Source organism: Rubrobacter aplysinae, from assembly GCF_001029505.1.
GTDB classification, from domain to species: Bacteria; Actinomycetota; Rubrobacteria; order Rubrobacterales; family Rubrobacteraceae; genus Rubrobacter_A; species Rubrobacter_A aplysinae.
Window position 1 is genome coordinate 71,902 of sequence record NZ_LEKH01000008.1, and the last position, 24,418, is coordinate 96,319.

The 24,418-nt window shown below is 66.2% G+C and carries 27 protein-coding genes; 11 read left to right on the forward strand and 16 right to left on the reverse strand.

From position 1 onward, the window contains the following. Nucleotides 1-89: 89 nt before the first annotated feature. From ABD53_RS15950 to ABD53_RS09685, 3 genes are all read right to left on the reverse strand, one after another. A complete protein-coding gene (locus tag ABD53_RS15950; protein ID WP_053057889.1) occupies nt 90-2,168 on the reverse strand; it encodes a sensor domain-containing protein in 2,079 nt (692 codons plus the stop codon). A gap of 313 nt (nt 2,169-2,481) precedes the next feature. Next, complete coding sequence (ftcD, locus tag ABD53_RS09680) at nt 2,482-3,414, reverse strand: glutamate formimidoyltransferase (RefSeq protein WP_047865580.1); 933 nt, start codon at nt 3,412-3,414, stop codon at nt 2,482-2,484. A gap of 16 nt (nt 3,415-3,430) precedes the next feature. Continuing rightward, complete coding sequence (locus ABD53_RS09685; RefSeq protein WP_235401511.1) at nt 3,431-5,206, reverse strand: glycoside hydrolase family 15 protein; 1,776 nt, start codon at nt 5,204-5,206, stop codon at nt 3,431-3,433. 237 nt (nt 5,207-5,443) lie between these two features. Here ABD53_RS09685 and ABD53_RS09690 point away from each other — a divergent pair, with 237 nt between their 5' ends. Both ABD53_RS09690 and ABD53_RS09695 read left to right on the forward strand, forming a co-directional pair. Beyond that, complete coding sequence (locus tag ABD53_RS09690) at nt 5,444-5,764, forward strand: PucR family transcriptional regulator (protein WP_047865582.1); 321 nt, start codon at nt 5,444-5,446, stop codon at nt 5,762-5,764. After that, nucleotides 5,761-5,985 carry a TOBE domain-containing protein gene (locus tag ABD53_RS09695; RefSeq protein WP_084709485.1) on the forward strand — a complete coding sequence of 75 codons (225 nt, stop codon included), beginning with the start codon at nt 5,761-5,763 and terminating at the stop codon, nt 5,983-5,985. The genes ABD53_RS09690 and ABD53_RS09695 overlap by 4 nt, the downstream gene beginning before the upstream one ends. A gap of 21 nt (nt 5,986-6,006) precedes the next feature. Here the strand turns inward: ABD53_RS09695 and ABD53_RS09700 are convergent, their stop codons facing one another. Together ABD53_RS09700 and modA are read right to left on the reverse strand one after the other, a co-directional pair. Beyond that, nucleotides 6,007-6,882 carry an ABC transporter permease gene (locus tag ABD53_RS09700; RefSeq protein WP_235401513.1) on the reverse strand — a complete coding sequence of 292 codons (876 nt, stop codon included), beginning with the start codon at nt 6,880-6,882 and terminating at the stop codon, nt 6,007-6,009. A gap of 30 nt (nt 6,883-6,912) precedes the next feature. After that, nucleotides 6,913-7,737: a molybdate ABC transporter substrate-binding protein gene (gene modA / locus ABD53_RS09705; protein WP_160309667.1), complete on the reverse strand. Its 825-nt coding sequence runs from the start codon at nt 7,735-7,737 to the stop codon at nt 6,913-6,915. Nucleotides 7,738-8,136: 399 nt separating this feature from the next. Between modA and ABD53_RS09710 the strand changes: the two genes are divergently transcribed. After that, nucleotides 8,137-8,859, forward strand: coding sequence for a metal-dependent hydrolase (locus ABD53_RS09710; RefSeq protein WP_047865644.1), 723 nt, complete (start codon nt 8,137-8,139; stop codon nt 8,857-8,859). 85 nt (nt 8,860-8,944) lie between these two features. Here ABD53_RS09710 and ABD53_RS09715 read toward each other — a convergent pair whose 3' ends face one another. From ABD53_RS09715 to ABD53_RS15955, 4 genes are all read right to left on the reverse strand, one after another. Next, complete coding sequence (locus ABD53_RS09715) at nt 8,945-9,643, reverse strand: hypothetical protein (protein WP_047865583.1); 699 nt, start codon at nt 9,641-9,643, stop codon at nt 8,945-8,947. Between the two features lie 147 nt (nt 9,644-9,790). Then, nucleotides 9,791-10,411, reverse strand: a complete 621-nt coding sequence (locus ABD53_RS09720) for a YdcF family protein (protein ID WP_053057892.1) — start codon at nt 10,409-10,411, stop codon at nt 9,791-9,793. After that, a complete protein-coding gene (gene mobA / locus ABD53_RS09725) occupies nt 10,404-11,069 on the reverse strand; it encodes a molybdenum cofactor guanylyltransferase (protein ID WP_047865584.1) in 666 nt (221 codons plus the stop codon). Before mobA ends, ABD53_RS09720 begins: the two co-directional genes overlap by 8 nt. Further along, nucleotides 11,066-12,058, reverse strand: coding sequence for a PrsW family intramembrane metalloprotease (locus tag ABD53_RS15955; protein WP_053057893.1), 993 nt, complete (start codon nt 12,056-12,058; stop codon nt 11,066-11,068). Before ABD53_RS15955 ends, mobA begins: the two co-directional genes overlap by 4 nt. A gap of 219 nt (nt 12,059-12,277) precedes the next feature. Between ABD53_RS15955 and ABD53_RS09735 the strand changes: the two genes are divergently transcribed. After that, a complete protein-coding gene (locus ABD53_RS09735; protein ID WP_053057894.1) occupies nt 12,278-12,775 on the forward strand; it encodes a flavin reductase family protein in 498 nt (165 codons plus the stop codon). After that, nucleotides 12,776-13,270: a RidA family protein gene (locus tag ABD53_RS09740; protein ID WP_047865585.1), complete on the forward strand. Its 495-nt coding sequence runs from the start codon at nt 12,776-12,778 to the stop codon at nt 13,268-13,270. 26 nt (nt 13,271-13,296) lie between these two features. On the opposite strand, the gene ABD53_RS09745 is transcribed toward ABD53_RS09740, so the two are convergent. Further along, a complete protein-coding gene (locus ABD53_RS09745; protein ID WP_152670716.1) occupies nt 13,297-15,027 on the reverse strand; it encodes a VanW family protein in 1,731 nt (576 codons plus the stop codon). A gap of 195 nt (nt 15,028-15,222) precedes the next feature. Between ABD53_RS09745 and ABD53_RS09750 the strand changes: the two genes are divergently transcribed. Both ABD53_RS09750 and ABD53_RS09755 read left to right on the forward strand, forming a co-directional pair. Next, complete coding sequence (locus ABD53_RS09750) at nt 15,223-15,474, forward strand: glutaredoxin family protein (RefSeq protein WP_047865587.1); 252 nt, start codon at nt 15,223-15,225, stop codon at nt 15,472-15,474. A 60-nt stretch (nt 15,475-15,534) separates the two neighbouring features. Further along, nucleotides 15,535-16,233: a histidine phosphatase family protein gene (locus ABD53_RS09755; protein WP_235401522.1), complete on the forward strand. Its 699-nt coding sequence runs from the start codon at nt 15,535-15,537 to the stop codon at nt 16,231-16,233. A gap of 46 nt (nt 16,234-16,279) precedes the next feature. Here ABD53_RS09755 and ABD53_RS17700 read toward each other — a convergent pair whose 3' ends face one another. From ABD53_RS17700 to ABD53_RS09780, 5 genes are all read right to left on the reverse strand, one after another. Beyond that, entirely contained in the window at nt 16,280-16,960 is a 681-nt protein-coding gene (locus tag ABD53_RS17700) for a cold-shock protein (RefSeq protein WP_053057895.1), read from the reverse strand. 332 nt (nt 16,961-17,292) lie between these two features. Next, nucleotides 17,293-18,075: a hypothetical protein gene (locus ABD53_RS09765; RefSeq protein ID WP_047865589.1), complete on the reverse strand. Its 783-nt coding sequence runs from the start codon at nt 18,073-18,075 to the stop codon at nt 17,293-17,295. Between the two features lie 197 nt (nt 18,076-18,272). Beyond that, nucleotides 18,273-18,500, reverse strand: a complete 228-nt coding sequence (locus ABD53_RS09770) for a winged helix-turn-helix domain-containing protein (RefSeq protein ID WP_047865590.1) — start codon at nt 18,498-18,500, stop codon at nt 18,273-18,275. 10 nt (nt 18,501-18,510) lie between these two features. Continuing rightward, complete coding sequence (pheA, locus tag ABD53_RS09775) at nt 18,511-19,683, reverse strand: prephenate dehydratase (protein WP_235401516.1); 1,173 nt, start codon at nt 19,681-19,683, stop codon at nt 18,511-18,513. Nucleotides 19,684-19,998: 315 nt separating this feature from the next. Then, entirely contained in the window at nt 19,999-20,697 is a 699-nt protein-coding gene (locus tag ABD53_RS09780) for a Crp/Fnr family transcriptional regulator (RefSeq protein WP_047865591.1), read from the reverse strand. A 306-nt stretch (nt 20,698-21,003) separates the two neighbouring features. On the opposite strand from ABD53_RS09780, the gene ABD53_RS17290 reads away from it, so the two are divergent. Then, a complete protein-coding gene (locus ABD53_RS17290) occupies nt 21,004-21,171 on the forward strand; it encodes a hypothetical protein (RefSeq protein WP_160309668.1) in 168 nt (55 codons plus the stop codon). On the opposite strand, the gene ABD53_RS09785 is transcribed toward ABD53_RS17290, so the two are convergent. Beyond that, nucleotides 21,163-21,480, reverse strand: a complete 318-nt coding sequence (locus ABD53_RS09785; protein ID WP_047865592.1) for an antibiotic biosynthesis monooxygenase family protein — start codon at nt 21,478-21,480, stop codon at nt 21,163-21,165. The two genes, ABD53_RS17290 and ABD53_RS09785, sit on opposite strands and share 9 nt — an antisense overlap. Nucleotides 21,481-21,977: 497 nt before the next feature. Here ABD53_RS09785 and ABD53_RS09790 point away from each other — a divergent pair, with 497 nt between their 5' ends. The 3 genes from ABD53_RS09790 to ABD53_RS09800 all read left to right on the forward strand — a co-directional run bounded on the left by ABD53_RS09790 (nt 21,978) and on the right by ABD53_RS09800 (nt 24,393). Continuing rightward, nucleotides 21,978-22,880: a sigma-70 family RNA polymerase sigma factor gene (locus ABD53_RS09790; RefSeq protein ID WP_053057896.1), complete on the forward strand. Its 903-nt coding sequence runs from the start codon at nt 21,978-21,980 to the stop codon at nt 22,878-22,880. Between the two features lie 110 nt (nt 22,881-22,990). Beyond that, nucleotides 22,991-23,635: a phosphatase PAP2 family protein gene (locus tag ABD53_RS09795; protein ID WP_053057897.1), complete on the forward strand. Its 645-nt coding sequence runs from the start codon at nt 22,991-22,993 to the stop codon at nt 23,633-23,635. Beyond that, a complete protein-coding gene (locus ABD53_RS09800; RefSeq protein WP_047865593.1) occupies nt 23,632-24,393 on the forward strand; it encodes an MBL fold metallo-hydrolase in 762 nt (253 codons plus the stop codon). Before ABD53_RS09795 ends, ABD53_RS09800 begins: the two co-directional genes overlap by 4 nt. The last annotated feature ends 25 nt before the right edge of the window (nt 24,394-24,418 follow it).

Here is a 24,418-nt window from a genome sequence, read left to right on the forward strand (position 1 = left end):
GTTACCTATAAACCTTGTTACCTACGGTAACCCACGGTATCAGACTCCGGCGCTTCTCTGGAAATTAAGCGCCGGTTAGGTAGTCGGCGTTACGCTGGCGTCGTAGGGTCCGGCTCGCCGAGCACGGAGACCTCATACCCCGCCTTGCTCCGATATTTGACCCTGTACATCGCGGCGTCGGCCTCACTCAACAGATTCTCCGGGAGATACTTCTGGGCGCGGCCTGGCGGGACCACGGCGACCCCGAGGCTGACCGTGATCGAGGCCCGCCCGGCATCCTCCCCGAGATCCAGCGGCCCCTGCAAAGCTCCGATAATCCTCTCCGATAGGGCCGCGCTCTCGGTCTCGCCGGTGTTTTCCAGCATCAGGACGAACTCGTCTCCGCCCAGCCGGCAGATGGTGTCTCCCGGCCTCAAACACTCGCTCAGGCGTCCGGCGACTGCCCTGAGAAGCCTGTCTCCGGCCTCGTGGCCGCTACTGTCGTTGATCTTCTTGAAGTCATCCAGGTCCATGAAGAGTACGGAGACGGGCTCCTCGCGACGGCTGGCGCGGGCCAGGGCATTATCCAGCCTGTCCATAAAGAGGCTCCGGTTGGGCAGCTCCGTCAGAGAGTCGTGAAAGGCCCGGTAAGAAAGCTCCTCTTCGAGCATCCGGCGTTCGGTCACGTCGTTCTGGATGCCGACGAAGTTCGTCAGGTTCCCCGCAGCGTCCCGGACGGGGGCGACGTAGAGCTCATTGTAGAAAAAGGTGCCGTCTTTTCTGTAGTTGCGAATGGTGCATGAGTACTCCCGGCCGGCGGCTATGGCCTCGGCCAGGGCGGCTAGCTCCGGCTGCTCCCGGTCTTCACTCTGAAAGATCCGGCAGTTGCGCCCGAGTATCTCCTCCGGCTCGTAGCCACTCAACCTCTGGAAGGCGGGGTTTACGTAGATTATCGGGTTGTCTTCCAGGCTGGGATCCGTGATCAGCACCCCGTTAGAGCTGGCCTCTAGCGCCCGATCCTTCATCCGGCTCTGGGCCTCGGCCAACCGGCGCTCGGTAACGTCGATGGCGATACAAACCGCCCCCTCGACCCTGCCGGACTCCCCGAGTAACGGGGAGTAGCGAGTCTCGAAGTAGGAGCCGTGGTGCTCGACGGTATCCGCGACCTCCTCGCCCGCCAGCACCCGCCGGTTGTTCTCCAGTATCCTGGGCTCGTCGCGGTGCAGCTCGAAGACCGAATGGCCCACGACCTCGTTCTGTCCGGCTCCGAGCGCCGCGAGCCCCTGACCCTCGGATAAGGTAAAAACACCCTCCGAGTCCAGGGCAAACAGGACCACGGGCGCCCCGCTGGCGACGACCCGCCGCAGTTGCTCGCTCTCGCGCAGGCTCCTCTCCGCCTCCCGGCGCTCTGTGATGTCCCGGGCGTGCACGATCACGCCCTCCACGCCGGGCTCGTCCAGCAGGTAGGTCCCGACGCCCTCTATCCAGCGATAAGACCCGTCGGCCCCCAGGAAACGATACTCCGTCGTATGCCCGAAGGGTCTGTCTGGCGGGTCGTCTGCCGGACCGTCCGGCGGTTCGCCAACCGCCTCGCCGGAGTCCAACCTGACGAGTGTCCGCCGGGTGTCTTCTACGACCCGGGGTAGGTCTTCGGGATGAATGTAGTCCAGGACGTTCATCCCGGCGGCGACGGACTCGGCCGGATCGTAGCCGTAGACCTCCTTGAAGGCCGGGTTCGCGTACAGCAACTTGCCCGTCGTGGAGACCAACTTGACTACCTCGAGAGAGCTTTCCACGATGGCCCGGAACCGCCGCTCGCTCTCGAAAAGGGCCCGGCGCGCCTCTAAGCGCCCGGTCACGTCCCGCGAGCTACACACTATCTCCGTCGCCCCGGACCCCGATATGGCGCTGGTGCAAACCGTCTCCAGCCAGCGCCAGGAGCCGTCCCGGCGCAGCCAGCGGAGCTCTAAAGGGAGACTCGCACCGGGCTCGCTCGTGGACTCGCGGAAAGCTCTCTCGCCCGCCGCCATGTCTTCAGGGTGGATAAAGTCCAGCACGCTCCAGCCGACCATCCCGTCGGCCGGGATACCGAGCACCCTCTCGGCTCCGGCGCTCTGGGCCACGACGATACCGCTGGCGTCAACGACCGTTACGAGGTCCCAGACCCCGCTCTCAAGCTCTCTACTCACGACGCCCGCCGGACTCTAGCCAGCCCAGAGGGCACGCCGCGGCACGCGTCGAGAGGCTTTTCACATTAATTCTGCGAGCTCTATAGAGCATAAAACCGGCGATCCTCCACGCAAAACGGTCATGCACGATGTCTTCCACCGTAATCGGGGACGTACACCTCGGGTGTGGTAGATATTACTGGAGCAATGAGACCGTCCCCGCTTGCTCCCCTAACGTACCCGCAACGTCTATACGTTACGCGGAATGCGGGGGATCAGTAACCTGATGAACGCCCTCGAACGTTTACGCCACCGTTTTGGTTACCGTCTTACGCTACTCCCCGGAGGTAGTTCCGGAGGGACGGTCGGGGAGGCGCATCCGGTACTCCAGCACGTCCCCGGGCTCCAGAGCGGGGAGCGCGAGATGGTGGCGGGCCGTCTGGAGCAGCGCCTCCAGGGGCATGAGCCCTATGAGCTCTGTAGACTCAACCCGCGCCCCGCGCTCGGCGGCGAGCTCCCGCACGCGCTCTACGGCGGTCGGGAGCGAGGTCTTGGAGAGGTCCACGAGGTTCATCGAGACCTGGGCCTTTCCGGCGACCGGGAGGCCGATCGCCTTGACCCCGAGCATCCCACCGTCGCGTTCGCGCAGGCGGGCCGCAATGTCCCGCGCCACCCCCACGTCGGCGGTGTCGAGAAAAGCGTTGTAGGCGACGAGAAACGGCCTGGCCCCGACGACGACGGCGCCGAGCGCGGGATTCAGTTCGGCAGGGCCGTAGTCCGGCCTCCAGCCCTCTTCCCCGGCACGGGCCGCGAGACCCTCGTAGCCACCGCGCCGGATCTCGGCCAGGTTACGACGGTGCGGGGCGGTGGCGGCCGACTCGTACAGGTACACGCCGAAGCCGAGCCCGCCGATCCTCTCCCCGGCCCGTCTGGCGAGCCGGGCCGCATCCTCCAGCGTCGCGCCTTCGAGCGGCACGAAGGGCAGCACGTCCAGCGAGCCGACCCGAGGGTGCTCGCCGGTCTGGGTGGAGAGGTCTATCTCTTCGGCGCAGGCCCGGGCAAGCGCGGTGGCGGCCTCCAGGAGCGGCTCCTCTTCCCCGGCCAGGGTGAGCACGCTCCGGTTGTGGTCCGCGTCGCTCGTGAGCCCGAGCACGCGCACTCCGGGCACGGCGCGCACCCTTCCGGCGATGCGCTCCACCTTTGCAGGGTCCCGGCCCTCGCTAAAGTTCGGGACCGCCTCGAACAGGCGCGGCTGCCCTTCCGCCATCAGCTACCTCCGCCTTTTACCCGAGCGCCCGGTCGAGCTTGGTGGCGGCGCTTATGAGACCGAGGTGGGTAAAGGCCTGGGGGAAGTTGCCCAGGGCCTCGCCGGAGCTGCCGACCTCCTCCGCGTAGAGCCCGAGGTGGTTGGAGTAGGAGAACATCTTCTCCAGGGCGAGCCGGGCCTCCTCGAGCCTGCCGGCCTGGGTGAGACACTCGACCAGCCAGAACGAGCACAGGCTGAAGCTGCCCTCCTCGCCCTCCAGGCCGTCCGGAGCCGAGTCACCCACCTCGTAGCGATCGACGAGGCTGTCGTGGGCGAGCTCTTCCTGGATGCGGTCCAGGGTCGAGAGCCAGCGCGGGTCGGTCGGGCCGACGAACTTCACGAGCGGCATCAGGAGCAGTGAGGCGTCCAGGGCGTCGGTGTCGTAGTGCTGGACGAAGCTCTCCCGCTCCGAGCTATAGCCTTCCGCCATGATCTGCTCGTAGATCCTGTCCCGCTCCGTTAGCCAGTTTCCCTCTCCGGCCGGGAGCCCGCGCTGGCGCGCGATACGCCCGGCCCTCTCCAGGGCGACCCAGCTCATGAGCTTCGAGGAGACGAAGTGCTGGCGGCCGCCCCGGACCTCCCACATCCCCTCGTCCGGCTGGTCCCAGTTCTCCGAAAGCCAGTCCAGCAGCCGACGCAGCCGCTGCCACAGGTCGTAGTCCAGGGGCGCGCCGTGCTTGTTGTACAGATACGCCGCGTCCAGGACCGCGCCGTAGATGTCGAGCTGGAGCTGACCGTGGGCGTCGTTGCCGACCCGCACGGGCCTGGACTCCCGGTATCCCTTGAGGTGCGTTAGCTCCTCTTCGGGTATCTGGGAGCGGCCGTCTATGCCGTATAGCGGCTGCAGGAGCCCCTCCGCGGAGCCGTCGCCGCAGCGGTCGCGGAGGTAGTTCATGAAGCTCCCGGCCTCCTCGTTGAATCCGAGCGCGATCAGGGCGTACAACGCGAATCCCGCGTCGCGGAGCCAGGCGTAGCGGTAGTCCCAGTTGCGCTCGCCTCCGAGGCTCTCTGGTAGGCCCATCGTGGGCGCGGCAACCAGGGCGCCGGTCGGCGCGTAGACCATGAGCTTCAGCATGAGGGCGGAACGGTATATCTCCTCGCGCCAGCGACCGTGGTAGGTGCACTTGGAGATCCAACCTCGCCAGTAGTCGAGCGTATCCTGCAGTAGCTCCTCAAAGCTTTGCTCCAAAAGCGCGGCTTCCGGCCCCTCACCGTCCTCTAGCTCTGAAAGAACGAAGGTCGCGCTCTCGTCGCTTTTCAGGGAGAACCGGGCCCGGGCGCTGCCTCCTGTATCGCCACCTCCGCCTTCCGAGAGGGGTACGTCGGCAGAGAGCCCGAGGCGCAGCCCGGCCCCCTCGAACACGAGCCCGCTCTCTCCGGAGGTGAGGCTATGGTCGGCGCGGGCGTAGTCGAAGGCCGGGCTGCACTCGACGTCGAGCGTCATCTCGCCCCGGACGCAGCGCACGTTGCGGATCAGGCGGTGCCGGTCATCCTCCCGCTCGGGTACGGGCATGAAGTCCAGTATCTCGACCACGCCCTCGGGTGAGAGAAAGCGGGTCAGCAACACGTTCGTGTTCGGCAGATATAGCTGCTGGCTGCGGGCGTACTCGGTGGGCCGCAGGGAGAAATGCCCGCCCTTCTCGTCGTCAAGGATAGAGCAGAACACGCTCGGGGAGTCGAAGGCCGGCAGGCACAGCCAGTCTATGGTCCCTTCCGCCCCGACGAGCGCGGCGGTGTGCAAGTTCCCTATCACTCCGTGATCCTCTATCGGCAGATAACCCAAGGTCCCCCCGCTCGTATCCCGATTCTGTCCCTGGGGCACATATTAGCTCGGCGGCCCGCGTTTTGCGGCCGGAGCCCGGATCTCACTCCTCTCGCAGGCTCCCGTAGCTCCCATATAATGTGGCTTAATGTAGCTTGATGCGGCTGTTATGGCTGACGTGGCGCGGAGGCGGTCTCAGAATGTCCCCGGACCTGTAGAGGAGAGCGATTGCCGGATATCGGCTCCCTGTTGCAAGAGCTCGCGCGCTCTCCGAGCCTGGAGCCTTTCCAAAGGCTTCTGGACCCGCTGATCTCCCACGACCGCGAGCGCGGCGGCGACCTCCTCCGGACCCTCACCGTCTTCTTCGAGTGCTCGGAGAACGCCAGCGAGGCCGCGGACAGGCTCTTCTTGCACCGCAACAGCGTCCCCTACCGGCTGGAGCGCGTCCGGGAGCTTACCGGGCTAGACTACAGGGACAACCTGGACAGGCTGGCCCTGAGGCTGGCTCTGCTGGCGCTGCACGAAGAGACCGACGAGGAGGACAAATGAGCAGGATGAGCGCGCGAAACCGGATGCCCGGGACGGTAAACGAGGTGGTCAAGGGAGACACCACGGCGAAGGTCTCGCTCCAGGTCGGGGACAACCACATCGTGTCCCTGATCACGCGCGAGAGCGCCGACGAGCTAGGTCTCGAGCCCGGCCAGCGGGTCGTCGCGCTGGTAAAGGCCACCGACGTGATGCTCATGACCGAGGATGGCGAGACGGCCTAAAGACACCGCCTGAAGCAAAGGCTATAGCCGGGTCGTCTCGGCCCTGAGCAGATACCTGACGGTGAAGATCACGGCGAAGGCGAACCCGAGCACCAGCACGGATAGCGCGACGGCGGCGTCCAGGTCGCCCTGGAACACGGCGTAGATCGCGAGCGGCACCGTCTGGGTAACGCCCGGAAGGCTGCCCGCGAACACTATAGTCGCCCCGAACTCCCCGAGCGCCCTGGCCCAGGCCGTGATCGCACCCGCGACCAGCGCCGGGAATGCGAGCGGCACCGTCACCCGGAAGAAGGCCGCTAGCCGGTCGGCCCCGTCCACGAGCGCCGCCTCCTCAACGCTGCGCTCGACCCCGGCGAAGCCCGTGGCGGCCTGCCGCACGTAGAACGGCGCGGCGACGAAGAGCTCGGCCATCACGACGGCGACCGTGGTAAAGCTGACCGTTATCCCGAGGGCCGAGAGCGGCTCCCCCACGAGCCCGAACCTCCCGAAGGCGAGGAGCAGCGCGATCCCGGCCGCCGAGGGCGGCAGGACTATCGGGAGCTCTATAAGGGCGTTCAGGGCCCGGCTTCCGGGGAACTCGTACCGGGCAAGCAGATACGCCGCCGGGGTTCCGAGTAGGATCAGGATCGCCATCGTGGCCGCCGTGGTCTTCAGGCTCAGGGCCAGCGCCTGTAGCGCGACGGGCGAGGCCATCGCGCCCCACGCGTTCTCGCTCACCGTCCACACCACTAGGCTCACGAGCGGCAGCGCTATGAACCCCGCCAGCAGCCCGAGCGCGGCTATCGCGAGCCCGCCGGCGATCCCCTCACGCCGTAAGAGAGCCCCGGACAGCCCCCGCTTCCGCCGCTTACGCAGCTTTCGTGGATTGTCCCGCTCGCGCCTCTCGCCTTTTTTCAAAGTCTTTCAGTCCCCGGCAGCCGGGCGAAGCTACCCGTCAACGGTCTCGAAGCCCCAGCTATCGAGGGAGTCCTGGCCTTTCTCGGAGATCGTAAACTCCACCCACTTCCGGGCCAGAGCCGGGCTCTCGGAGGATTCGAGGGTGGCTATCGGGTAGGAAGCCGGGACGTTGAGACCGGGGGGGATCTCGACCACCCGCACGTCGTCCCGGATCTCCGGCGTAACGTCAGAGGCGTATCCGAAGGTCGCGTCGGCGTCTCCGGTGGCCACCCGGCCCACCGCGGCCCGCACGTCGGCCTCTCTGGAGACCACGTTGCCCTGTACGCTCCTCTGGAAGCTCTCGCCATACTCCGGCTCCCCGGCGGCTCTGGAAACTATCTCTTCGGCATACTCGGCGGCGGGCACCTCCTCCTGGGCGAGCACGAGCCTCGTGCCGGGCTGCGAGAGATCTCCAAAGTTCTCTATGCCCGCCGGGTTACTCTCCGGCACTATCACGACCTCACGGTTGGTGGCGAAGGTCACCGGCTCGGTCCGGGTAAACCCCGTACTCCGTACGGAGTGCATCTGGGGACCATCCGCCGATGCGAACACGTCCGCCGGCGCGCCCTGGCGGATCTGGGCCGCCAGCGTCGAGCTCCCGGCGAAGTTCAGCCTCACCTCCACCCCCGGATTCTCCCGCTCGAAGTCCCCCGCGATCTCACCGAAGGCGTCCGAGAGCGAGGACGCCGCGAACACGGTTAGCGTCTTCTCCCCGGCGGGCTGCCCCGAAGCAGAGCCCCCGCACCCCGCCGCGAAGGCCGGCGTGCAGACCGCAAGGACCAGCAGCATCACCGCTCGGCGGGCACCGGCGGGCACCGGCATCCTCCGGCCGCGCCGGTCCCGTGTATAGGAGCTCCTCACCATAATGCTCATGCTAGACGAGGCGTTGCGCGAGTTCCCTGTGCAGGCTGCACAAAGATTTGCCTCACTTGACTTTTACTTGCCTTAGAGCGCGCTCGAAGGTGTAGCAAGGCAGCGTCGAGCTCCAGAGACCGGGCGAGGATGAGACCGCCGGGCGGTGCATCCGGCTCCGTATCTGGCTCCAGATAACCAGAGCTCCACACAACGCCTGTAAATGTACGGTACGCTATTCGGCGGAGCCCAGACTTCCGCGACGGCCCACACGCCGGGCTCCGGTATGTCTGGTCCGTGCGGGAGAGGTTTCAAGACAGGTAGAGTATGGCAGCCACGATACGGAGGTAACACGTGGAAGAGATGCTTGGCGGGGTCAGGATCACGTACCTCGGGCACGCGACGTTCAGGTTGACCACGCCCGGGGACGAGCAGATCATCGTGGACCCCTTTATCCAGGACAACCCGACCACGCCGGAGGAGCTCAAGAGCATCGGCGAGCTGGACACGATGCTAATCACCCACGGCCACTTCGACCACTTCGCCGACGCCGTATCGCTGGCCCAGGAGACCGGCGCGAGGACGGTGTCGAACTTCGAGATCTACACCTACCTGCAGGGCAAGGGCGTAGAGGCCGCAGAGCCCATCCAGAAGGGCGGCACCGCCCAGGCCGGCGGCATAAAGGTCACGGCGACAAACGCCTTCCACTCCTCGTCCATACAAGATGACGACGGCTCCCTGATATACGGCGGCGAGCCGGTGGGATACGTTATCGAGTTCGAGAGCGGCTTCAGGCTGTATCACGCGGGCGACACCGCCCTGTTCGGCGACATGCGTCTGATCGGAGAGCTGTACCGCCCGGACCTCGCCATACTCCCGATAGGCGACCGGCTCACGATGGGCCCCTACGAGGCGGCGCACGCGGCGAGGCTGCTCGGCGTCCGGCACACCGTCCCGGTCCACTACGACCCGAACGTGCTCCCGCTGTTTACCGGCACCCCGCAGGAGTTCCGCAAGCAACTAGACGCCATCGCACCCGGCGTCGACATGCACGCCCTGAACCCCGGGGATCACCTCTCCTCGTAGGCTCGTCGGCGAACGCAACCGGAGAACTTGAGGCCCCGGGGGAGAACCCCGGGGCCTCTCTATAACCGCCTCCCTCGCCCCTCAGCTACTCTTTCCGGCCATCCTCCTCGCCATCACGGCTGACGGCACCGTTGTCTCCGTGGGGGTACTCGTAGGGGTACTGCTTCTCGTCCCTGGTTTCCTCGGGCGACGGCCTCCGGGCGGCCTCCTCGGAGCGGGCCAGGCGGCGGCCCCGGAGTAGTCCGACCAGGGCTCCGGCGACACCGAGGAGCAGGGCGCGCAGCACGAAGTTGGAGATAGACTGGCCGAGGCTCCCGAGCGTCGGGGGGGCGAGATCCTCTTCGATCTGGGCCGCTGTGACGGGCTCTGCGGGGTCGGAGAACCGGTCGCCGAGCTCCTCTATGTAGGCGACGATGCGCGGCGCGGCGTCAGAGGCGTAGGTCTGCATGGGGCCGGAGAGCACGGTTGCCTGCAAGAACACCATGATTATCAGGGCGATGCCGACTATAACCGCAACGAGGGTGGCCGCCAGCGTACAGTCACGGAGCAGCAGGGACCGGTAGGAAACGCCCTCATCCAGCCTCTCGGGGGTGGTACGCAAGGCGGCCAGTATCCCGATGATCAGGAACGCGGCCAACGCGAGCGTGGTGCGGAAGTCCTCTATTACGGCGAGGATCCAACCCGGCGTCCCCGAGGCGTCGAGCAGTAGGAAGTGAAGATTGGCTGCCAACGCCACGACCACCGCTACGATCCCGTAGAGTATCCCCGTCCTGAACGGTCCCAAAAGCTTCTCCAGCTCCTAACAGAAATCTAGAACGTCTGCGAAAGTCTCTAGCCGCCACCGGCGACAGGCGCAGGGTACACCATGCCGTCACGGGGGTTTGTGAGCTTTCACGCCGCGTGGCTGATTGTGCGTGGCGCGGGCCGGACGCTACCCGGATGGACGCCACAGACGGTACCAGATCGCGGCCCCGGCCTCCCGGACGAGCTGCGCCCGGCGTTTGGCGGGTTGCCGCCACATGGGACTCCCGGTTACGGGCTCCGGGCGGGGCCGCAGACCCTCGGCCCGGAATGCCGCGGCCGCGCGCACGCAGTGCAACGGGTCCGTGACCAGTACGACCTCCTCAACGGCCAGCCGCCGCGCGATAACCGCCACGTGGTGAGCCGACTGACGGGTGCTATGCGAGGCGGCCTCCCGGATGATCCGGCCCTCCGGCACGCCCTCACCGGCCAGTATCCCGGCCATTACCTCGGCCTCGCTCGGCGGATGGTCCCCGAGGCCGCCGCTCACGACGATCCACCCCTCCTCGTCAAGCTCCCCCCGCGCGTACATCCTGCCCGCGTGCCGGGCCCGCGAGGCCAGCGTCCGGCTCGGCACGCCTCCGGGACGCACCTGGGCTCCGAGAACTACGGTCAGGGTACGGCATCCGGGAAGTCTGCTCCGCAGGAGCGCCGTCAGCCCGCCCCGGTAAACGCGCAGCAGGAGCAGAAGATCCCGTCCGGCGCCGACGATCCTGCCGCCTGTAGAGCCCTTACCAGTCTCCTTACCCATCTCTCTCCCCGGTCACGGCCCGGGCGCGGGCGAGATCCTCCGGCGAGTTCACGTTCATCAGGAGCAGCTCCGGCTCCCCGAACCGGCGCAGCTCGTCCTCGGCGATCTCCTCCACCTCCGGCAGCCGCTCTATGAGCTCCCGCATTGCGCTCACCCCCGCATCCAGCGCCTCGCCCACGGCGACGAGCGCCCCCGCGTCGTAGGCGGCGCACAGCGGCTCCCGACGCCCTCTGTACCGGGGCAAGACGGCGTGCGCCCCGCCCGCACGCAGCCGCCGCAGCGTCTCCCGGACGAGACCCGGAGATAGGTACGGCATGTCGCCCGCGGCCACGAACGCCGCCGGGTACCGGGCCTGGCGCAGACCAGCCTCCAGACCGGCCAGCGGCCCCGCGCCCGCAGCGCCGCCGCCGGGGCCGCCGGGGCGCATGTCACGGGCCAGCCGCGCCCCGTCCGGCAACCCGACGGGCTCCTCGTCTCCGACGGTCACGACTACCACCTCTTCGCAGACTTCGTCGAGGGCGTCGTAGACCCGGCGGAGTATCGGCACGCCGTCCACGGTAAGGGCCAGCTTGTCACGGCCCATGCGGCGGCTCTGGCCGCCGGCGAGCACCACGCCCGAGGCCCGCTTCTCACGAGCCTCACGCGTCTCACGCGTCATGGCTCATACACGGAGGCGCCGGCCCCCCGGTGCTCCGCGATGCGGCCTCTGAGGTACCGGAGCCGGTACTCCTGGGGCGCGGCGTGCGAGATGCGCGATAGACGCTTTGTGAAAGCGAGGTCCACGGCCGCCGCGTGAACCTGGCGCGCACGGTGCCACTCGATCGGGTGTCCCGTGAAAAAGAGCCGCGCGTAGTACAGGGTGCGGCGGAAGTACGTCGGCAATATCCCGTACTCCGCCGCGCTGATAGATCCCCCCACCTCGTCCCGGAGCTCGTTTCTTATGACCCGGCGCTCGACCCAGAGCCACGCCGCGATGAGCACCGCGTATCCCGCCAGCACGAAGAGCAGCACCACGTAGGCCGCGGGCCCGAAAACCGAGGCCATGAAGTTGAAAGTCCCGTGCAAGAGCATGGCTCCGCCGAGGCCGACGAGCGGGAGGAGCACCTTCAGGGAACGGTAGCGCACCCACGGTATGAGCCCGACGCCGATGCCCGTGAGCGAGGTAAACGCGGCGTGGGCGAAGCCGCCGAAGAGCCGGCGGACCACGAAAGTCTCCGGCCCGGCCTGGGCGTAGTAGAGGAGGTCCTCAACTATAGAGAACCCGAAGCCGACCGCCGAACCGTACACGATCCCGTCCATCACGCCGGAGAACTCGACTACCCCCCGCCGCCGGTGCACCACAAAAGAGACCAGGAACACTATGAACACCGCGAGTCCCTTCCAGAACTCCTCCACCACCGGAGCCACGAAAACGGCGGTCACGAAGCTCACCACCCTCTGGTCCACGCTCGCCACCTCGGTCAGCGTGACGGCGGAGAGCGTGTTGAACAGCAGCGAGAACACCACCGCGACCGAGAACCCCCAGATGAAAACCGGCAGCACGTATCGCAGGGCCTCGCGCTCGTACAGGTCCACGGACCGGATAAACAAGAGGTACACGAGCGCCTGTAGCACGCCCGCGCCCGCCAGAGAGAGGTTTATCGCCACCCGGCCCCCGCCGGCACCCGGCCCCCGCGGGGACCACGAGGACCAATAACGAGACTCAGGGACAAACCGGCCACCCGGAGGAGTATACTCTTATGAGAAACTCGGAGAAGTTCAGAGAAATTTAGAGAAGTCTGTCCCCGACCAACGGTGTCCACGACCCGCTCGCCTCACGCTTGGCCCACGGGATCAGCGTGAGGGGCGTTAGATAGGACGGATACAGTGGAGAAAGATCTTCGAGACGACGAATCCATAGCGGGGGCCCTCGGCTATCTCACCCACGGCGTGTACGTGCTCGGCTCCCGGCGCGGCCGCGAGGTGACGGCGATGGCCGCCGCCTGGGTGACCCGGGCCTCGGAGAGGCCGCCCTGCGTCGCCGTCGCGGTTAGAGACGACCGCTACACCCGCGACATCGTGGCCGAGAGCAGCGTGTTCTCCCTGAGCGTGCTGCGCGAGGATCAGGTAAACGTCGCCACCTACTTCGGGGACACGAGCGGCGAGTACCACGACAAGTTCCAGGGCATACCCTACGGCAAGACCCCGGCCGGGGCCCCGTTTCTCCTGGACTGCCTGGCATATCTCGACTGCCGCGTGCTGGACACCGTCCGCGCCGGGGACCACACGGTCTTCGTCGGCGAGGTGACCGCCGCCGAGACGCTGTACACGGACGAGCCCCAGCTCATCTACGACCCCGACGAGTACGAGGAGGCGCTGAACTAGATGTCCGAGAGCAATTCCGGAAGCGTCGAGCAACGTCTGCGAGAGCTGGGGCACGAGCTGCCGCAGGCCCCCACCCCCGCCGGCTCCTACGTGCCGGCCGTGAGGTCCGGGGACTTGATCTTCACCGCGGGCCAGCTCCCGCTGGTCGAGGGGACTCCGGCCTACACCGGCAAGGTGGGCGACGGCGTCTCTAACGTCTCGCCCGAGGAAGCGCAGAAAGCGGCGGAGATCTGCACCCTGAACGCCCTGGCGGCGGTCGAGTCCGCCGGGCCGGGCACGCTGGACCGGATACGGCGCGTGGTCAAGGTAACGGGGTTCGTCGCCTCCGCGCCAAGCTTCAACGGGCAGCCCACCGTGCTGAACGGAGCCTCCGAGCTGCTCGGTGAGGCGCTGGGTGAGGCCGGGTTACACGCCCGCAGCGCGGTGGGCGTCGCCGAGCTGCCCTTCGACGCGCCCGTAGAGGTGGAGCTTGTCGTGGAGATCTCCGGGGACTGAGCGTAAGGCCCGGCGGCTCCCGGTAACTAGGCTCCGCGTCCGGTCGGGGCCGGGGCCTCCGGCTCCAGGGGCTTGTAGGTGTCCGTGTTCAGCGCGCCGTTCTCGACCACGCTCCCGTCCTCCACTACCTTCCGGGTGGACCGCCAGCGGGTGGTCTCACCGTTATCCGAGAGCTTGCGGGAGGACATCTCCACCTCACGGTCTGTCGGCTGCCCATAGACCCGGGAGACGACCTCGCCGGTCTCTTCTTCCACGCTCTCCTCGAGGAGCAGATAGCCGCCGGTGTTGTTGCGGAGCTTGAGATCCAGGGACCCGAACCACACCGTGGCGTCGAAGCCGGGCCGGATGTACGGCAGCTCCGCGTAGTGCGGGCTACGCTCCACCACCTCCAGACCCGCGTAGTTCGCGGCCATGTACAGGGTGGAGGCGACCTGGCACAGTCCGCCGCCGAGGGCGGTGTCTATCTTGCCGTCCACGATCACGGCAGAGGGCTCGTAGCGTTGTATCGGGGCGGTCGCCGCGTTGAAGGAGAAGGTCTCGCCGGGAGCCAGGATGGTGCCGTCCACCGCGCCGGAGGCGGTGCGGAGGTTCTCCACCCGGGGCGGCTCGTCGTAGACCCGGTAGCTCGTCTTGAACTCCCCGAGCATCGTGTTCGGCCTCGCGGCCTCCGCCTCCTGCGTCGTGAAGTCCGGCGCCATGGTTGAGACCGGCACCTCGTAGCGGTGACGGCCCTCGAAGATTCCGGCCCCGATCTCATCCAGCAGCCGCTCCGTCTGGACCTCCTGCCCGCTCTCCGCCGGCTCCACCTCCACGCCGCCGCGCTCGCCGCTTACGAGCCGGGCCGACACGGGCTCCCGCTCCAGCGTCCCGAGCGCGGCGGAGAGCTCTCCGCCGAGAGCCTTACGGTCGAGCTCCAGATCTCCGTCCGAGAGCCGCAGAGAGCCCGCCACCCGTTCCGAGGAGAGCGTCCACCGCCTGTCGCCCCGGGCCAGCACCAGCGGCTCCCCCACCGCCCGGCGCGCCCTCTGCAGGGCCTCTTCCCTACCGGAAGCGTCGAGACCGGACTTTGTCTTTTGCCCGGCAAGCTCCGCATCCGGGCTGAGGTCCCGGATCGCCCGCTCCGCGCTCTCGACCGTCGCGCCTACCTCCACCTCGTATCCTTCCCGGAATGCGACAAGCTCGACACCGGAGCCCGCCAACCGGACCGCGGAGCCGCCTCCAGACCCTGGAGCACCCGGAGAGGCCGGAGAGCCGCCCCCGAGACGTGAGGCGACTCCTTCGACCTCGGCCCGCAGATCATCCGGCCTGTAGTCTACGGCGGGCGGTATCTGCGTGAGCCCGAGCGCCGCCCCGGCACGCTGCCGGAGCCGGGCGAACACGCCGCCTTCCCGCCCGACGGCGTACGCCCGCCCGGCGGTCGTCGCGGCGTCGAGGCGGAGCCCGATCTCGCCCGCCGGTATCACCGCCCGCTCTCCGGCGCCTTTCAGGGCTATCTCATTCAGCTTCTCCGAGGCGTGATCCTCCAGAGCGGCGCGGGCCTCGGACCGGGTCATGCCGCCAAGATCCACCTCTCCGGCGCTCACTCCCCGATGTATCTCGTTTGAGTTGAGCAGGTAATCCGCCGCCACGAGGGCGCACAGCAGCGCGGCGAAGATACCGGCTGCGACGGCCACCCGGCCGGGGATTACGCGGCCGGGCTTCTCCGCCTCACCCCGGGCGAGAAAGCCCGCCGGTATGCCTTCCTTGCTATAGCTCACGGCTCTCTCCCCGAGCCTCAAAACACCCTCCGGCCGGTCGTGGGCTGCAGCGGCGGCGCGAGGATATTATACAGGCGCTCCGGGCCCGGCCCCCGGTTCGAGACCGGAGCTGCTCCAGGGCCCTGGCGGCGTGAGTTATACTCTTTTTGCAATATCTCGTAAATACGTCGTAACCATTAGCAGAGGAGGCCGGAGATGGCGGTCGCACAGCAGAGCGAAGGTTCCATAAAGTTGTACACGGGGAGCTACTGTCCCTACTGCCGGGTCGTGAAGAAAGAGCTAGACCGGCTGGATCTGGGCTACGAGTCCGTGGACGCCGACGCCGACGGCCGGGACACGGTCATAGAGCTCTCGGGGCAGCGGGCGATACCGATCCTGACCATCGGCGACGAGGTGCTCGTGGACTCCAGCAACATCGTGCGCGAGCTGCGCAAGCGTTATAGCTAGCGGTACTCCACACCCCGAATATCCCAGGTTTCCGGGCGCGGCCGGGGCGGTACGCATTTGATGGCCACCCCTGGCGGGCCCGGCACCCTGGAGATCTTCTTCGTGCGCCACGGCCAGTCCACGGCGAACGCCGGGGGCGTGTGGCAGGGCCAACTGGAGTTTCCGCTCTCGGAGCTCGGGCGGGAGCAGGCGCGCCGTGCCGGAGCGGCGCTCGCCCGCACGGGCCTTTTCTCGGCCGTCTACGCGAGCCCGCTCGCCCGGGCCTCCGACACGGCCCATATTATCGCGGAGGAGATGCGGCAGTCCGGCGGGTTCTCTGGAGAGGTCGTGGAGCTAGCGGGTCTGACCGAGCGCCACGGCGGTATCCTCCAGGGCCGCTCGTTCGAGCAGACCCGGACGGAGAGGCCGGAGCTCGTAGAGAAGTTCCGCGGCCTGCCCGAAGAGGAGGCGTGGTCTCTCGTGGGCGCGGAGACCGACCGCCAACTAATGGAGCGTTTCGGCGGAGCCGTCCAGAGTATACGGGGCATTTCCGGGGCCGGGAGAGGGTCGCGGGCGGTCGTCGTGGCCCACGGCGGCGTGCTCCGGGCGTTTCTCCGGGCGACCTTCGGCGGCGACGTCCTGCCCGCCAATACCCGGGCGCCGAACGCCTCCCTCACCCGGGTTTTCTGGAAGAACCCGGGAGATCCCGAGGACAAGCCGGAGCTTCTGGAGCTGGCGGACACCTCACACCTGGATGATCTAGGCAATACAGGCGGCTAGTCCCTGTTAGGGCTCCCTTGACCCTGGAGGCCCGGCCTTATGCGGTTTATTCGGTCTGGCGCACGCGGCGGGCGTTCGGGCCCCGGTCGTTCTCGCCGACCTCGTAACCGACCTTGCTGCCGGGCTCTAGCGCGGAGGAGTCGCCCTTGACCTCGGAGTGGTGGAAAAAGAGGTCCTCCCCGGTCGGCCGGATGATGAAACCGTAGCCCTTGTCCGGGTCGAACCACTTGATCCTGCCGTTCTCCCCGGCAGGGTCCGTCTGTCCGCCGTCGGAGCCGGCTCCGCCCGTACTCTCACCCATACCGGCCGAGCCGAGCAGGGAAGCCAGAGAGATCCCCTCCCCGTTACCGCCCGACGCCGCCTCCGGGGTAGAGTCGTTGTCGATCTCCAGGACTATCGAGTCCTCGGAGATCTTGACCAGTACGGACTCCACACCGGCCCAGTACTCCTGCCAGACGGGATCCTCGGAGATGGAGGGGTCGAGCCAGAGGCCGTAGCCGTCGCGGTCGCCGTGATCCAGAACGCCCTCGAAGACGTTGCCGGGCAGCCCTTCGCGTGAGCCCCGCTCTCGGCGGTAGATGTCGTTTCTGGACCGGAAAGACTGTACCGAGGAGGCGCTCGTACCGAGTGCATCCGCGATCCAGTCGTCCGTCTTGCCGGCGTCTACCCACTCCCGGATCTGCTTCATGTGCGGTTTTAGTGCTATGCGCTTTTTGGAATCTGCCATAACTTTTCCGACTCCTCTGTTAACCTGGCTTTATCCGAACCCCGGATTTTCGAAACGATTGGAATTCTCGGTACTCCAGAATATCGTCTTGTTCTTTCTACATCTTACCATTCACCATACACCCTCAAACACCGTAATGCCGCGTAAAATGGAGAGTAACAATTACTCCGAAGCATGCCTTTTCAGTATGCGCCGTAATACATGACGACTGACGTTACGCATATCCCGGGCCTCGAGTTGCAGGGCGGGCCGGGGAGTCCGAAAAATGTTCTAGGTGACTTTCGGGTAATAGCATGGCAAGTGGCCGGGCCCGGAGCGGAGCCCGGCGGGCGTCAGTCGGCTCCCTCGGTCTCTCCGGGATCCGGCTCGACGGGAGTTTCTTCCTCCCTGGCGGGCTCCGGGAAGTCCGTCACACCTTCCCGGTACAGGTCCTCCAGCATGGCTCCGACTACCGGGGCCGGGAGGTCGAGGATCAGCGCGACGCCCTCTCCGGCCGCCAGCGTCTCGTACTCATCAGTCATAGTCAGACCCAGCGCGGACAGCGCCCCGGAGACCTCGGGCGTGGGCTCCAGAGTGTTGCCCCCGGCGGCGACCCGCAGAAACTGGACCCTGGGCAGGTCGAATCCCGAGACCACCCCGACGACCGGCTCTGTACCGTAGATGCGACGGCGGATAAAGAGGCGGGTATCGTAGGAGTCGGCCCAGCGCCGCAGGACCTCTCTCTCTTCGAGGTAATTGTACTGGGCGACGCGGTGCTGGAACTGCCCCAGCAGCCTGCCGGCGAGCCGCCGGAGGCCCTCGTCGCCGAAGAACCACTCCGGGCCTTCGGCATTCATCAGCCCGCTAACGCGCGGGATGGTGAGCTCCTCCTCGGGGTCGTCGTAGGTCCGGCGGAACTCGCGCACCATCTCACGCACCTCATCCCTGGGCCATTCACCCTGCATGAGCGCGGCTTCGTAGATCACGAGCGACGCCTGATCGTGCTCCGACATCTCCTCGTCTACCCGGCGGGCCGCTCTTTCCAGCCGCCGCTCGTAGTCGCCGAGGTTCTTTAGCTTCGAGGCCGCGGTCTCGAGTCCCCGGTCCACCCCGACCGCCTCAGACTTCTCCGACAAAATCTCTCCATCAGGTACGCTTGCAGTCCTCTAAAAATCCTCAAAATCCACGGATCATCGTAAACGAACCGCCGTGAGGGCCACCGTAAACTAATCGCCGTAAATATACAGCATTCGGACGGCACCCCGGAGCAACCCGGCCCGATCTTCCCCAACCGCCTCTCCCCTACCGGCTCTGCCGCGGGCCCACCACAAGCCTACTGCAGAAGCTCTTCAAGACCGAAGATGCCGGGCGCGGTGCGCCGGAAAGGGGTCTCGGGATTGTCGCGGACGTCGGTCGAGAGGCGGGCGCGCATGGTGTTTTGTGGCGTCGCCCCCGCACTGTCGAGGTAGCCCTGATACAGAGCTATCTCTGTTATATCCGCGTAGTGCAGAGGGCGGCCGGCCTCGCGCAGCACCTCGGCGGCCGCGGACTTGAAGTCCAAGCCCCGGCGGCTACTCGGGCTCGCCGGCGGGCATCTCGGGGTAGGCCCCGATCAGGCCCACGTAGGTACACCGCTCCTCCAGGGCGGCGAGCGCCCGTGTAACCTTCTCGTCCTCGGGATGTCCTTTCAGGTCCACGAAGAACACGTAGGTCCACGCCCGCTGGCGGCTCGGGCGGCTCTCGATGCGGGTGAGGTTTATATCCTCGGCCGAGAATACCCCGAGGGCGTCTATCAGGCCGCCGGGACGATCCTTGAACGCGAAAACCACGGTAGTCTTGTCCCGGCCCGTGCGCCCGGCCCAACCGCGCCCGATCACGATAAACCGCGTCGCGTTCGCCCGGGAATCCTGGATGTTGCGGGCGAGGACCGCCAGCCCGTGTGACTCCGCGGCGAGCAGGCTGCCCACGGCGGCGGTGCCGGGCTCCTCGGCGGCCCGACGGGCGGCCTCTCCGGTGGACTCGACCTCCTCTACGTTAGCCCGGGGCAACTCCCGGCGCAGCCAGGCCGCTGCCTGGGACAGCGCCATCGGGTGCGAGCGCACCGTCTCTATGCTCTCAAGCGAGCTGCCCCTGGCGAGCAGGTTCTGGGAGACGGGCAGGTAGACCTCGCCGCAGATCTTCAGGGGGCTCGACATCAGCTCGTCGAAAGTGTGGGATACCGTGCCTTCCATGGAGTTCTCGACCGGCACCACGCCGTGCTGGGCGTCGCCGCTCTCCACCCGGGCAAAGACCTCCGCCACAGTGGACTCCGGCTCTAGCTCCACGCTGCGCCCGAACGAGCGCCGCGCCGCCTCCTGGGTAAAGGTCGCCTCCGGTCCGAGATAGGCGACCTTCAGCGAGGCTTCGAGCGAGATGGAGCTGGAGATGATCTCCCGAAACACGCTCTCCAGTCCCCGGCGCGGGAAGTCTCCCTCACTAAGGCTCGCCACCCGGTCGAAGACCTTACGCTCGCGGTCCGGGGCGTAGGCATGAAGCCCCCGGGCATGCTTGACCTCCCCGACGCGCCGCGCCAGCCTCGCCCGCCGGTCGAGCAGCCGCACGAGCTCGCCGTCCACCTCGTCTATGCCCTCTCTGAGCCCCTCCATCTCCGCCGGAGATGCCTCTTCGGATGAGCCCGTCTCGGGGTAGCCCTCTTGGTGGCTCGGTTCGTGGCTCGGTTCGTGCTTCGGGGGCTCGGTGGTCATACTCTGAGGTCTCCTGTCTCTGAACCGGAACCCGGGAGGCCCCGGTGGTAGAAATCGTTGCGGCAGCGGTCGTGGCAGGGCTCCGGAGGGAAGGCCGGCGCGGGCTCATCCCTCCCGGGTAAATCGCCTTATCCGGGCCGCTTTCACCCGAGACACCCGGGACATTCGGGCGTCTCCGCCGCGATCCTGAAACGCAAAGTCGCCACAAAGTCTGGCATGAACCTGGAAGCTACCAGAGTTATCCCCGCCAGTCAAAACAGGGTGAAACGAGGTGAAACGAGGCGAAACGAGGCAAGAGACACGCGGTTTCGCGGGCTAGGCTTTCCCGAGCTCGGAGAGGGCCTGATGGTCCTTGAGGGTTATGCGCCCGCTCTCTATGGAGATCACATCCCGGTTGCGCAGCTCGTTGAGCACCTTGGTCACCGACTCCCGGGTCGAGGCGACCATGGCGGCGAGGTCCTGGTGGGTGAGCCTGAGGTCTATGGTCACCGGCCCCCCGCCATCTCCCTCGCCGAACTTGCGGGACAGTATCGGGAGCAGGTTCGCGAGCCGGACCTCAGTCTCCCGGGGCAGCAGGCACTTGACCAGCTCCTCGTACTGTACGAGCCTGAACTCGAGCAGCGTCATGACCTTGAGCGCGACCTGCGGCTCCTGACGAATAGCCCGCTCCATGAACACCTTCGGCACCTTGGTGATCTTGCTCTCCGTAATAGCCTCGGCGTAGGCGAGCTGTACGGTCTCTCCGGCGAAGGCCAGGTGACCGAAGATGTCCCACGGCTTCAAAAGGCGCAGGGTAGCCTCCTTGGTGCCGGAGTAGGGACTAAACAGCTTCACCACCCCGGAGGTGAGGATGTACAGCGCGTCGCCGTACTCTCCCTCCCGGTATATGGCCTCCCCCGGCGGATACGTGCGGTCGGCCGAGGCGACCCCCATCTCCTGTAGCAGCCCCAGGAGCCCGCGACACTCCTGCTCCTGCAGCTCCTTGATCTCCGGCCAGGAGAACTCAGCCTCCAAGACGTCCTCCCCTGGACGCGTTCGGGGCCGGGCAGCCGGAGGCTGCATGACTCGCATGACGTGCGGAGTAGATTTGATACATAAATCGGTGCATAAGAGGGTAGTGTACATTACGAGCCAACTACGGGCGAGCCTCGCGCACGGTCCCTCGCCAGCCCCTGCGAGGACCGTGGGACTCCAAGGCTCCAAGAAACGCAAGATACGAATTTACCAACCACACTCCCGCCAGAGAGACGGCGAGTAGTCTATAATAGGTATCTAGTCTACAAAGGTCCACACAGGCGACGGCTAAAGGGGAGCTACAGGGTGCGCGAGCGGCTATCAATCGGAATACTGGTCGGCGTGCTGATCTTCCTCATCGCATTCGTGTTCGCGATACTGGGCAAGGGAGAGTACCAGCCTCCGACCTCGGAGGAAGGTATGTCGGGTACGGGTCCGGAGGTTGCGCTGGTGGCCCCGGCCTCTCTAGACTGAGCCGCCGCCCGGCTCACGCTCCACGGCGATCTCGTAGGAGCCCATCTCCGGGTGTCCGGAGAGAAATCCGGAGTCTCCGCTCCCCCTGTGGGCGGCCCGGAAAGAGTCGCTCTGGACCCAGGCATCGAAGTCTTCTCGGGTCTGCCAGCGGGTGATCACGAGTACCTCGGTCTCGTCCTGCGAGCGGAGCACCTCCATCGAGACGAACCCCGGAAAATCCTGCACGTCGCCCCGACTTCCCGAGAACCTCTCCACCACCTCGTCGGCCCTGCCTTCTTTTACCGGCAAACGGTTGGTAATAGCTATCATCCAAACTCCTTCTCTGGCCTCCAGCCCGGCGCGGCCGTGTGATTCTGGGCCGCAAAGATGCTGGTGAAAGTATAGACTTTATAAAATCCTGAAAATCAGGTCAGGCGGGTTCTAGACTAACCTGGACTAGCCGTCCTCCGACCTTTAGTATATCTTCCTCCGGAGGGTGCCCCTTATGGGAGCCTCGGCAGCGGCGGCTGTCGCGAAAGATTGCAGAGAGACTGCAGGAAACCTTCGTGATGATCCATGCGTATAAGCCCGTGCGTAGTTGAAGATAACGAGCATAACGCCTCCGGGCGCGCGGGATGTGAGAAAGCGATGTGAGAAAGAATGTGCGGTAAATGTGATCCGCAACCCAAAAGCCCGGTAAAACGAGCGCCAAGGTGGTTTAGGAGCGGAGTAGCGGTGGTAAAGTTAATAGTAGTTCCTGAAACTGATTTCGGTAACGTGGAACGCCGGGAGGCGGGCCAGGGGTTTTCAGCCACGGGAGGCCTGGGTTGAGTACTAAGAGTAGCACGGAGAAGAGCCTTGAGAAGAAGATGGAGAGCCTGAAAGCGGCCAGAGAGGCCGAGACGCCCGAGCTGCTCGCGAAGTACCTGGCGCACATCGGCCAGGGCAACCTGCTGACCCACGCCGAGGAGATCGACCTCTCCCAGAGGGCCGAGCAGGGCGACGGGCGTGCCCGGGCGCGCCTGATCGAGAAGAACCTCCGGCTGGTGGTGAGCGTCGCCAAGAAGTACCGGGGCTACGGGCTGCCTTTCGAGGACCTTATACAGGAGGGTAACATTGGCCTGATGAAGGCGGTCGAGAAGTTCGACCCCGACCGGGGCTACCGCTTCTCGACGTACGCGACGTGGTGGATCCGGCAGGCCGTGCAGCGCGCCGTCGCCGATAAGGGCCGGACGATCCGGGTGCCGGTACACATGACGGAGAAGATCCGCAAGGTTGGCCGCGCCTACAACGAGCTCTCCGTAGAGTTCGAGCGCGAGCCCACCGAGGAAGAGGTCGCCAAGAAGCTAGAGTGGAGCATGGACGAGGTCCGCATCACCATGAGCGCGATGCCGGACGCCACGAGCCTCGACCAGCCGGTCTCCAGTGAGGATACGGCCTCCCAGCTCGGGGACTTCATAGAGGACGACAAGGTCTCCGACACCCCGGACACGGTAATGAAGGACATGGAGACCGTGCAGCTCAAGGAGGCCATCGAGCGACTTCCCGAGCGTGCCCGCTACGTGCTGGTCCGCCGATACGGCCTCGACGACCGCGATCCGGCCACCCTCGCAGACCTCGGCGACGAGCTGGACATCTCCCGCGAGCGGGTACGCCAGCTCCAGCGCGAGGCGGAGCGCATCCTGAAAGGCGGCGAGTACGGGCGCATCCTGCGCGACGCCGTAGCTTAGATATAGCTTAACCCTAGATAGAACCAACATTTTCCGCCATCAGAGGGGCCGGAGGCATCTCCGGTCCCTCTCGTGTCTCTCCACCCGGACTCTGATAGTCTCGCCGGATCTTGCCACGATCCTACCGCAAAGCGTTCCGGGGCTCCATCGCGGCGTTCATCTTGCTCTCCGCCGTGACCGGAGCGGGCTGGATGCGCGGCGTGGATATGCTGGTCCTGAGGGCGTCCCAGGCTCCGGCCTCCGCTTTGCTGGACGCGATCTCGGAGGCTTTCTCGCTCGCCGGCGGGATCTTCGTGACAGTAGCCCTCACCGGCGCGCTGGTCACGGTCCTTTACGTGCGCGGTAGACGAGCGCTCGCGAGCCGGCTCGCGGCGGCTTTCGTGGCGGCGAGCGTGATCGAGGTCGCCCTGAAGTTGTATCTGCCCGTGCCGCCCCTCCCGCTACAGTATCTACGCGCAGGCCCGGAAGACCTTATAGTAAGCCTGCCGAACCCGTATCCGAGCGGCCACATGATGAGGTGCGTCTTTCTGGCCGGGGCCGTCGCGTCGCTGTGGCCCTCACGCCCGGTGCGGACGGCGGCGGTAATGCTCGTGGTAGCGATGGCGGCTACCCGGGTGTACCTCGGCGTACACTGGGCCTCGGACGTCGTGGGCGGCGCGCTCCTCGGGGCCGCAGCCCTGGCCTGGGCGCTTGGCCGGTACAGTCGGGGGAGCGGAGCCGATTCTAGAATCCAGCACAAGGAGCGTGTAAGGTGAGAGTAACCGTGGTGGGCTCGGGGACGGTGGTGCCCCGATTGGACCGGCGCCAGAGCTGCGTCGTGGTGAATTGCGGTGGTGAGACCATAGCCCTGGACCTGGGCGCCGGGGCGATACACGGGATGCTTCACGCCGGCCTAGACCCTTTCAGCCTGGACCGGATCTTCTTTACCCACCTCCACCCCGACCACACCTCGGAACTGATCCCGCTACTCTTCTCCACGAACTACAGCGACCCCGCCAACCCCAGAGAACGGCCTCTAATGCTAGCCGGTCCCGAGGGCTTTGCCAAGTTCTGGGACCTTATTGGCCAAGCCTACAATGGCTGGCTCTCGGGAGACTACCAGGCCACGCTTGAACTACCGGTACAACATTCCGAACAGAGAGAGTTCGGCGGCTACCATTTGAGCTGGGCCCCGGCGCAGCACCGCCCCGAGAGCATCGCCTACCGTATCGAAGAGCCGGGCGGCGAAAGCCTAGTGTACACGGGCGACACGGAGTATTCGGAGTCGGTAGTCGATCTGGCACGCGGGGCACACACCATGATCGTAGAGTGCTCCTTCCCGGACGATTCACCGGTGCCCGGCCACCTTACCCCCAAAGGAGTCGCCGGGATGGCCCGCGAGGCGGGCGTAAGCCGGGTAGTGCTCACCCACATCTTCCCCCCGGCGGACGAGCTGGACCTCGTATCCGAGGTGGGCCGGGGCTATGCCGGGGAGGTGATCGTCGCGAGCGACGGCCTAGAGCTAACCCTCTAGGTAAGGGTTATAGAGTCGCTGGAAG

Excerpts from the sequence above, each read along its gene's own strand:
- ftcD (WP_047865580.1), bottom strand. The coding sequence starts at position 3,414 with ATGGCGGAAGGGCAGCCGCGCCTGTTCGAGGCGGTCCCGAACTTTAGC.
- ABD53_RS09695 (WP_084709485.1), top strand. The coding sequence starts at position 5,761 with ATGAGCAGGATGAGCGCGCGAAACCGGATGCCCGGGACGGTAAACGAG.
- ABD53_RS09710 (WP_047865644.1), top strand. The coding sequence starts at position 8,137 with ATGCTTGGCGGGGTCAGGATCACGTACCTCGGGCACGCGACGTTCAGG.
- ABD53_RS09720 (WP_053057892.1), bottom strand. The coding sequence starts at position 10,411 with ATGGGTAAGGAGACTGGTAAGGGCTCTACAGGCGGCAGGATCGTCGGC.
- mobA (WP_047865584.1), bottom strand. The coding sequence starts at position 11,069 with ATGACGCGTGAGACGCGTGAGGCTCGTGAGAAGCGGGCCTCGGGCGTG.
- ABD53_RS09740 (WP_047865585.1), top strand. The coding sequence starts at position 12,776 with ATGTCCGAGAGCAATTCCGGAAGCGTCGAGCAACGTCTGCGAGAGCTG.
- ABD53_RS09750 (WP_047865587.1), top strand. The coding sequence starts at position 15,223 with ATGGCGGTCGCACAGCAGAGCGAAGGTTCCATAAAGTTGTACACGGGG.
- ABD53_RS09755 (WP_235401522.1), top strand. The coding sequence starts at position 15,535 with ATGGCCACCCCTGGCGGGCCCGGCACCCTGGAGATCTTCTTCGTGCGC.
- ABD53_RS17700 (WP_053057895.1), bottom strand. The coding sequence starts at position 16,960 with ATGGCAGATTCCAAAAAGCGCATAGCACTAAAACCGCACATGAAGCAG.
- pheA (WP_235401516.1), bottom strand. The coding sequence starts at position 19,683 with ATGACCACCGAGCCCCCGAAGCACGAACCGAGCCACGAACCGAGCCAC.
- ABD53_RS09785 (WP_047865592.1), bottom strand. The coding sequence starts at position 21,480 with ATGATAGCTATTACCAACCGTTTGCCGGTAAAAGAAGGCAGGGCCGAC.